The sequence below is a fragment of the Dysgonomonas sp. UBA7630 genome (assembly GCF_002483985.1).
Taxonomy (GTDB): Bacteria; Bacteroidota; Bacteroidia; order Bacteroidales; family Dysgonomonadaceae; genus Dysgonomonas.
Map to the genome: position 1 here is coordinate 1 of NZ_DLIY01000008.1, position 9,495 is coordinate 9,495.

Here is a 9,495-nt window from a genome sequence, read left to right on the forward strand (position 1 = left end):
ATCTGAACTGGATTTTCCACTGGTATAACACAGTTCTTTATTTTCTTTAGCTCATCCCAAGTTAGAAATATAACTTTCTTTTTTGTCGTTGTTAATCCCGTTTTATATCCCTTATATGCAGCATTTACACTTTTACCGTCAGCCTCACACCATCTCAAAAACCATTTCAAATAGCGAATATGTCTATTTACTGTAGTATTACGCATATCTTTTTTACCTATCAGAAAGTTGACGTAACTAATGAGTTTTGCCTCCGAAAGTTGTTCTAAAGACAATTTGCTATCAAAATTAAACAGATGAGTTCTCACCTGATTTATTTTTATCAATGTGCTATTAGTCCATCTATTTGAGTTAACCTTTATGAAGTTATCAAATGTATCAAAAAACACATTGTCATTTCGTCTTGTCTGAAATTTACTTTTAACGATGAATTGTTCTTTGATTTGCTCTACTGTAGGATTTTCCTCTCTTACTTCAAATGATTTGAATATATTTTTCAGATCAGACTCATATTTTTGTAGGTCAGCGTTTATTTCTGATGCTGTCTGTTTCAGTTTATTGCTACATCCACTTCTTACTCTTTGTAATTCAGTATCCCACTTCGAAGCATCTATTCTATACCCTGTTGCGAACTCAATTCTATTGCCTGCATAAGTAACACGCATACGAATAGGCACATTTTTATCTATGACTAAACCTTTTTTGTCTTTTCTTGATTCAAGTCTAAATGAAGCATTATACTTTATATTCATAGTCTATTTATTAGATACACCCAAAGTTACACCCAAATATTGATATATCCTACTGTACTTTGAAATATTTTACTATATTTAGAATCTGATTAACAGTACTATAATAAATGTATTTAGATTGTAAAATATCATAGGTTATGGAACGATATGCTCCACGAAATTAAATCCTCAAACAGAAATGTTTGGGGATTTAATTTATAAAATACCTAAGATATTTTTCACCTCATTATATTTAGAAGCATTTGATTTCTTGATGCTATAACTTTTTGCGACACATTCAAACATATTATCGTGAAAAGTAATAATGTAATGATGGTATTCCTTCCATTTTTCAGAATGATAATATGGGTGACACTTATCCATATCCTTTAATTGCTTAATTAAATCTGAATCAATAAGCTCATAAAAAGCATAAGATTCTATACCTAACTTATTATAAAAATGACCGTGCAACGTCTCATTACTTGGCATACCAAATATATATATTAAATAGTGGGGAAATTTCAAAATGCAAATATTCAAGTTGTTATCATCTCCATTATCTATATAAAAACATACACAGAATTCATTATCATTTGATGTAATTATAGGTGATGGAGCACCACTGTCCATATTAAATAATCCTTTTATTTCATGTAATTTCATGTTTTTTTTTATAAAGCTAACAATTTTCTCAAAATCCTCGCAAAAAGAGTTCGATACTTTGGTGCTATGCTCCACAATAATTTAAAACTCTTCATGCAGAAATGTGTGGAGATTTTAATTAAAATATAAGTAAGCAATTCCTATAATAATTCCAAATACAATAGGAATTCCTATAATAGTGTATTAATGCATCCGTGACTAATCTTATTTGCATAGTCATCAGAATCACCTTCTAAATATTTAAGTGGTTTAGGAAACCCTATGAGTTTAAGGAAGTAAAATCGGATACGGACTCCTACAAAACGAGCAAAGTCATATATTATATCTCTCATGACAAATTTATTGATTTAATAAAGTTCACCTTTCTGTCAAATTTTCTCAAAAGAATTCGATACTTTGGTGTTATGCTCCACAAGAATTTTAAACTCCTCATGCAGAAATGTGTGGGGATTTTTAATTATTATATAGTTTCAATTATATTCAATAACAAGAAGGAGTTATAAGGAGAGAAAGAACAACACCACACACTATCCAAGTCTTTTATTGGTATAGGTTTTTCTTCATTAATTTCTTCTTGAAGCTTAAGAACTATTCGTTTGGAGTATATAGAGACATCTAAAGACTCTATCCACATTAATAGCGCATTTGAAATATCTTTAGCAGAATGTTGAGTTATATATGTACCGCCTCTAAACTCTGATATAAAAGTAAATTTCTTCATAAGGAATTATATTGATTTTATANNTTCTCAAAAGAATTCGATACAGTGGAAATATGCCTCACTAGAGCTAATTCTCATGCAGAAATATTTGGGGAGTTAAAATTTTAGACTAATTAGTTTCTCGATAAGTTCATTTTCACCTTCTGTATAATCTTTGATTTTGTTTTCTATTTTATCTTTCATTTCACTAGACACCATATTGTTTTTTAATAAATGGATATCTTGTATTAAATTTTCGATAAGGACCCAATCTTTATCTTCCAATATATTTTTCTCTTTAGTACTAGCAATACGAGCAAAGTTATCTATATTTTGATACTTTAAATATATTGTAATTTTCTGTTTGGTTATCATAACTATCATTGAAAATTTCTATAAAGCTAACAATTTACATGAAATCTTCACTAAAAAATAAACCTCAGTTCTTGCAGCTCCAATTGTATAATACTAATTAGCATTTTAGTATGTAATAATTATTATCAAAGTCATAAATATACCCATTGGCTAAAAGAGCTTTGCATGACGCTATATTTTCTTGTTCCGGCTGAACTATTATTGCTTTTGGATTCTTGTCTCGGATTATTTTATTAGTAAGAATTCTTATAATTTCTTTGCCATATCCTTTCCTTAGAAAATTTTCTTCTCCAATTAAATAATCAATGCTATATATTTTATTTGGGCACTCCACCGAATACCAGTCTTCTTTGGCATCGAAGCAATCATAAAATTGACAAAATCCAATTGGCTTATTATTCTCAAGAATAATATAGTGAGATAAGAAGTTAAAGCTTCCTTCTCTTTCTTTTATTTCATGAATCCATTCATCAGCATCATGATACCATTGCAGTATATAATCCTTATGTAACCATTCGCTTAATAACTCGATATCTGAATCTTGTATCGGAGTTAAAGTCAGTTGCATTTCGTTTCTATTATTCAATATTTACCGAAACAATATACTTACTCATTTTGTAGACTGTTTGCAATTGCATCCACAACAGCTACAGCCGTTAAGTTGACTATATCTCTTACAGAGCTTTCTATATCTGTAAAGTGTACAGCTTTACGCAATCCCATCTGAATTGGCCCTAAGCTTTCACCTGCAATACCCAACTCCATCAATAGTTTACTGGATATATTGGCTGAGCTTAAATTGGGAAATATCAATGTGTTTACATCCTTGCCTTTAAGTGTGTTGAATGGGAAAGCTTTATCTCTTAACTCTTTATTCATCGCAAAATTCAGCTGCATTTCTCCATCAATATTATAATCCGGATAATTGTCATGAAAATATCTTACTGCATTTGCTATACTTTTAGGGCTTCCGTTATCATCAGCACCGTAGTTCGAAAACGAAAGCATTGCAATCACCGGCTCTGTAGAGAAATATTGTACAGTGTCGTGTGCCAGTTTTACTATTTCGATCAACACATCTTCTTCCGGCCAACGATTAATAAGTGTGTCAGCAAGAAAAAATGGACCTCTTTTTGTTTGTACAATATGCATGGCCGCAAAATGTTTATACTGAGGCTTTAATTCGATCACTTCCAGTGCGGTTTTTGCAAATTCACGGTAGTGGCTATATATCCCTGTGATAACTGCATCAGCATCGCCTGNNATCATTCCAAAATAGTTGCGGTCGCTCATTTTCTCGAATGCTTCTTGGTAGCGGATACCTTCTCTCGACTTTTTCTCACTCAGTAGCTGAGCATAGCGCGCCCTACGTACATCCTCTGATATATTTCTGTGGTTTATTATTTTTATTCCGTTGAGGTCAAGTCCATTCTCTTTGGCTATATTTTGTATTCGCTCTTCACTACCCAGTAGAATAGGTTCACATAGGTTGTCTTTATACGCAATGATAGCAGCTTTTATAGTATTAACATGGTTTCCTTCACAATATACAACACGTTTTCTTTCGCTTTTGGCAAGAGCTGTCAGACGATGGATTAGCTTATTGCTATATCCCATCATCTCAGATATCCTGTTTTGATACTCTACCCAGTCGGTGATTGTCTTTTGTGCTACTCCACTCTCTATGGCGGCCTTGGCTACGGCGGTAGATACTGATGTTAACAATCTTGGGTCTAGTGGTTTCGGAATAATATAGTCTTTTCCAAAAGTCAATTTCTTTATTTCATAGGCTGAATTAATAACATCCGGAACCAGCTCTTTTGCAAGGTCGGCAATCGCTCTAGATGCAGCGAGTTTCATTTCCTCGTTTATTGTTGTAGCTCTTACATCTAATGCGCCTCTGAAAATGTATGGAAATCCCAAAACATTATTTACCTGATTGGGATAATCGGAACGGCCGGTAGCAAAAATAATGTCATCGCGTGATTCCATTGCTTCTTCGTACGAAATTTCAGGATTCGGATTCGCTAGAGCAAATACTATCGGATTATTATTCATTTTCCGTATCATTTCCTTTGTAAGAATATCAGCAGTAGATAATCCTAAGAAAACATCTGCACCTTCGATCGCCTCTTCTAGCGTTGTAATATCGCTATCGATCGCAAATTCTTTTTTAGTATCTGTTAAGTTAGGGCGTTTGGTAGTGATTACACCTTTGCTATCGCACATAATGATGTTTTCTTTTTTCACACCAAATCTCATATATAGGTTTGTACATGCTATAGCAGAAGCTCCGGCTCCATTTACTACAAGTTTTATTGTGGATATATCCTTTTTCGTTATATCTAATGCGTTTATCAAAGCTGCCGCAGAAATGATCGCTGTGCCATGTTGGTCGTCATGCATTACCGGAATATCAAGCTCTTCTCTTAATCTTCTTTCTATTTCGAAACATTCGGGTGCTTTTATATCCTCTAGGTTAATACCCCCGAAAGTAGGAGAAATTGCCTTGACTGTTTGGATGAATTTTTCAGGATCTTTTTCNNCCTCAATATCAAAAACATCAATGCCTGCGAATATTTTAAATAAGAGCCCTTTGCCTTCCATTACAGGTTTGCCTGCAAGTGCACCAATGTCGCCTAGTCCAAGTACCGCTGTCCCATTCGAAATAACAGCAACCAGATTTCCTTTGGTCGTATATTCATACGCCAGCTGAGGATCTTTTTCTATTTCGAGACATGGTTCTGCCACACCCGGAGAATATGCCAGAGACAGATCCATTTGGGTACTATGCGGCTTAGTAGGTACAACCTCAATTTTTCCGGGTCTCCCGCTTCTGTGATATTTTAAGGCGGCTTCTTTCGTAATTTTAGGCATGATTATTAATGTTTTACAGGTTTGTAGATGAAATCTCTGCTTTACACAAAGTTATACAAAATGAATCTCAAAATATTTATATTTTAATAAATCATTTTGATCTTTATTATATGTTGTATAACACCTACATGGTGCTATATGTTTTTAAATGGCTTTGTATTTAGATTTTTTAATTTCAAAAAGATAGACTCGTGGCGGAGCTTTTTATTATTTCTTTCCCTTTTTCTATTAGTGTGTCTATACCTTTATCCATATCTGCTTCTGTCATGTCTATTTTAATGTCCGGATCAATTCCAAACTCCAGTTGATTCATATCTGCATCCATAATAGGAGATGCCGAAAAACGTATAGACCAACCATTCGGTAATTCTGAAGAAAATGGAAGTCCACTTCCCCCGCCGGTTTTATCGCCAACTATAGTTGCATTGGGAGCATATCGCATAGCGTTAACAAAGTCATTCGCTGCACTGTAGCACCTACGATTTGTAAGTATAACCACTTTCTTTTGGTACTTGACACCATTTGTTGGTTCTACATATATTTCGTAGGGCTTGGAAAAGTCATCGTGCCCTTTTCCTGTTTTATGCCTCATGTAACCAACCAGTGTTTTCTGGTTAAAGAAATGAGATGCCAGCCTATCGCTGTTGGACATCAGGCCTCCTCCATTATCTCTCACATCGAGAATGATACCATCACATAGTGCAAACCTATCGAGCACTTGATTGATATTTCCTTCGCCGATGCCACTCGAAAAGCTGCCATAATATATATATCCTATATTATTATCCAACAGCTTGTACTTAAGTCCTCCCGCAATACCATAATCTGTTCCGAGATAGTTTTTTTGTATCTTAGAGTCAAAGTTGTCAGGATAATCTTCAAACCATTTCCAATAACGAGCTACATTGTGCGAGGCAACTAGATTTACGTGTCCATCCTGTACCTCTGCAAGCATTTCGCCTAAGACAGCAAATAATGCATCGTTATCCATGTTTTCGCTTATACGTTGCGAATAACGATTATAGACCTCGTTCCAATCTACGTCCTTATAATTAAAAAAGCAATAATGCTCATCCATAATTTGCCAAAGAGCCTCGAAGTTTCCCTTCTTTGAGTTCTCGAACTTATCTTCCTTAAAACAGGATGTAAAAAAGAAACAGGCGAATATGGCAATATATAGATACTTCATCAGCTTAATTTTGAGTGTTCAAGGTAGTAATAATTCTTTAAACTCGTTGAATGTATATCGATAGTAATTCAAATCAACATGCCCGTCTACTCCCGGTAACTCTCCTTTATGCGAAAATTGCCATATTTTCCAGTTATTAACATCATCTGATGGCTCGTTGTGTAGATCACACATCCATATAATATTCTTAGTGAAATTACCTTTTATATATAGTTTATAACAGTCTCTGTTGGTATAAATTATAGGATGAACTCCAAAATGTTCATACAGCTTATTTTCCATTATTTTAAGCTCTTTGACAACAGTAATTACAAATTCTTTGTCTTTACTATACGGATTTGCCGGAGAATGTTCCACGTCTATAGCAGGAATCAGGTCTCCGCTATTAAATTTTGCTGTTTTAAGAAAATGTTTTGCCTGTTCTTCTCCCGATAAGGCAAACGTATAGAAATGATATGAGCCTACCTTTATATTAGACTTTCGAGCCAGATCATAATTAAAAGGATAATTCCGGTCTTCATGTGTCGTACCTTCTGTCGATTTTAGATAAGCGAATGTTATATCTTGTTCCATTACATTATCCCAATTAAGAATTGGATTATGATGTGAAACATCTATACCCTTCACAAAATATTTACTAGAATCGAAAGATTCGGGTTCTTCAAAAAATCCTTTAATAACGAAGAAAGCTGCAATGCCTAAGCATACAGCTACACTCATCGACAGGATATATTTCTTTAAATTACTTTTTTTAGATTTTCTCCTGTTTACTCTTTTTCGTATTGTTCTTTTTCGTACTGTTTTTGCCATTTACTCTTAGTCAAATAAAATAGCTTCGGATAACAATTTTCCGGCTTTATCTTTGGGTGATAAGATTAGTTCTTTCTCATCTATTCCCCACTTGATAGCGACCGATGGATCACTCCATAGTAGAGACGCTTCATGTGCAGGAGCATATACGTTATCTACTTTGTAAGAAAAAATCGCTTCTTGACTAAGCACCAAAAAACCATGAGCAATACCTCTTGGCATAAATAGTTGCTTTTTATTTTCATCTGTTAGCTCTACAGCTAGATATTGTCCAAAAGTAGGAGAGCTTTTCCTTAAATCAACTACAACATNNCTTTAAGTGCCCTTACTAATTTAGCCTGAGAATATTCTCCTATTTGATAATGTAATCCTCTTAGTACTCCACGAGTAGACTTAGATTCATTATCTTGAATAAAATCAATCTTACCGATGTGCTCATCGAAAAGATTTTTCTTGTATGATTCCATAAAGTATCCTCTCTCATCATTAAATACTTTAGGCTCTATTACCCAGACTCCCTTGATGGATTGTTCCGTAAATTTCATTTTTCAGTATACGATTTCTTGTTGATATAATGTGTTTCTATTTTTATGCGATTTTTATTTGACCAAACTTAAGATATATTGTCCGTAAGCTGTTTTATCTAGTTTTTGCCCAAGAGCAGCCAGCTGATTGTCATCAATCCACTTGTTGCGCCATGCAATTTCTTCGATACAAGAAACATAGAATCCTTGTCTATTCTGTATTGTTTCTACGTAGTTTCCTGCCTCTAGTAAGCTATCACAGTTTCCTGTATCAAGCCATGCAAAACCACGACCAAACAATTGTACTTCTAACGTTCCTTCTTCCAAGTAGCATTTATTTAGGTCTGTAATTTCATACTCACCTCTTGCCGACGGTTTTAAGGCTTTGGCCTTCTCTGTTACCGTTTTATCATAAAAATATAGTCCCGGTACAGCGTAGTTCGATTTTGGCTTTTCGGGTTTTTCTTCAAGAGATAACACTTTTTTTGACTCATCAAACTCTACAACACCGTATGCACGAGGATCTTTTACGTAGTATCCGAATATACAGGCTCCGGTTTCGATAGAGGCCGCTTTTTTTAGCATCTGCGAAAAGTTTTGCCCATGAAACATATTATCGCCAAGGATAAGGCAACCCGGCTCACCATCTAAGAATTTCTCGCCAAGAACAAAAGCCTGCGCAAGTCCGTTCGGAACCTCTTGTATCACATATTCGAATTTCATGCCGAGTTCTACCCCTGTGCCGAGTAGCTCTCTGAACATAGGGAGATCACGAGGTGTAGATATAACCAATATTTCCCGGATACCTGCCAGCATAAGTGTTGATAGCGGATAATAGATCATTGGCTTGTCGTACACAGGCATTATCTGTTTTGATATTGCTTTAGAGAGTGGGAAAAGTCGTGTAGCACTTCCTCCGGCAAGAATAATTCCTTTCATAGTGTTTATGTTTATATAAATAGCAATACACAAAAATAGTAAATCTAGCGTATGATTCGAGTATATATCGAGAATAGTTTATTGTTGCATGCTCTTTTTGCCAATGTTGACTATTTACTCAAAATAGAAGTTGAGAATATATAAAAAATAGAGGCACTCTAACGAAATGCCTCCATTTATTTTATTTACAATAACCAGATTAGATGCAAGGGATTTTGTCGATGCGTCTCTGATGTCTTCCTCCTTCGAAAGGAGTATTGAAGAAGGCTTCTACCATTAGAGAAGCTTCCTCAGGAGAAATCATTCTTCCCGGTAATGCAAGTACATTCGCATTATTGTGAGCTCTTGCTAATTGAGTTATTTCTACATTCCAGCAAAGCGCGCTACGTACTTTCTTATGCTTGTTCAATGTCATATTAATGCCATTGCCTGTACCACAAACAGCAACACCAAAATCACATTCGTCATTGTCGATAGCTGTTCCCAATTTATGACCATAGTCAGAATAATCGGTACTTTCTGTAGAATAAGTTCCATAATCAATATATTTAACCCCTTGTTTATCAAAGAGGCTAATAATATATTGCTTTATAGAATATCCGGCATGATCGCTAGCCAATCCTATCGGTTTATCTCCTTGTATCGTAATTGTCATTGTTTTTTGTTTTTTATATTACTTCAGAT

General features: G+C 34.7%; 11 protein-coding genes and 1 pseudogene. All 12 read right to left on the minus strand.

Going from position 1 to position 9,495, the window contains the following annotated elements; all coding sequences use genetic code 11:
• Positions 1-752, minus strand: a 752-nt coding sequence (locus B3P17_RS03235) for a phage integrase SAM-like domain-containing protein (protein WP_291103305.1), incomplete at its 3' end; no start/stop codon positions are given.
• A gap of 195 nt (positions 753-947) precedes the next feature.
• Positions 948-1,397 (minus strand): hypothetical protein, encoded by a 450-nt coding sequence (locus B3P17_RS03240; RefSeq protein WP_252639317.1) that lies wholly within the window; start codon positions 1,395-1,397, stop codon positions 948-950.
• Between the two features lie 170 nt (positions 1,398-1,567).
• A complete protein-coding gene (locus B3P17_RS03245; RefSeq protein WP_252639316.1) occupies positions 1,568-1,729 on the minus strand; it encodes a hypothetical protein in 162 nt (53 codons plus the stop codon).
• A 128-nt stretch (positions 1,730-1,857) separates the two neighbouring features.
• Positions 1,858-2,118 (minus strand): hypothetical protein, encoded by a 261-nt coding sequence (locus B3P17_RS03250; protein ID WP_252639315.1) that lies wholly within the window; start codon positions 2,116-2,118, stop codon positions 1,858-1,860.
• 96 nt (positions 2,119-2,214) lie between these two features.
• Positions 2,215-2,472 carry a hypothetical protein gene (locus B3P17_RS03255; protein WP_252639314.1) on the minus strand — a complete coding sequence of 86 codons (258 nt, stop codon included), beginning with the start codon at positions 2,470-2,472 and terminating at the stop codon, positions 2,215-2,217.
• Between the two features lie 97 nt (positions 2,473-2,569).
• The gene (locus B3P17_RS03260) at positions 2,570-3,040 is read right to left on the minus strand and encodes a GNAT family N-acetyltransferase (protein ID WP_252639313.1); all 471 of its coding nucleotides are present in this window, start codon (positions 3,038-3,040) and stop codon (positions 2,570-2,572) included.
• Between the two features lie 38 nt (positions 3,041-3,078).
• Positions 3,079-5,349, minus strand: coding sequence for an NADP-dependent malic enzyme (locus B3P17_RS03265; RefSeq protein WP_291103313.1), 2,271 nt, complete (start codon positions 5,347-5,349; stop codon positions 3,079-3,081).
• A 175-nt stretch (positions 5,350-5,524) separates the two neighbouring features.
• Entirely contained in the window at positions 5,525-6,538 is a 1,014-nt protein-coding gene (locus B3P17_RS03270; protein WP_252639311.1) for a S41 family peptidase, read from the minus strand.
• 18 nt (positions 6,539-6,556) lie between these two features.
• The gene (locus B3P17_RS03275; RefSeq protein ID WP_252639310.1) at positions 6,557-7,348 is read right to left on the minus strand and encodes a glycoside hydrolase family 25 protein; all 792 of its coding nucleotides are present in this window, start codon (positions 7,346-7,348) and stop codon (positions 6,557-6,559) included.
• 6 nt (positions 7,349-7,354) lie between these two features.
• Positions 7,355-7,893 (minus strand): annotated as a pseudogene (gene rfbC, locus B3P17_RS03280) (dTDP-4-dehydrorhamnose 3,5-epimerase).
• A 54-nt stretch (positions 7,894-7,947) separates the two neighbouring features.
• Positions 7,948-8,811 carry a glucose-1-phosphate thymidylyltransferase RfbA gene (gene rfbA, locus B3P17_RS03285; RefSeq protein WP_252639308.1) on the minus strand — a complete coding sequence of 288 codons (864 nt, stop codon included), beginning with the start codon at positions 8,809-8,811 and terminating at the stop codon, positions 7,948-7,950.
• Between the two features lie 199 nt (positions 8,812-9,010).
• On the minus strand, positions 9,011-9,466 hold the full coding sequence (gene rpiB, locus B3P17_RS03290; protein WP_252639307.1) for a ribose 5-phosphate isomerase B: 456 nt from the start codon (positions 9,464-9,466) through the stop codon (positions 9,011-9,013).
• Positions 9,467-9,495 lie beyond the last annotated feature (29 nt).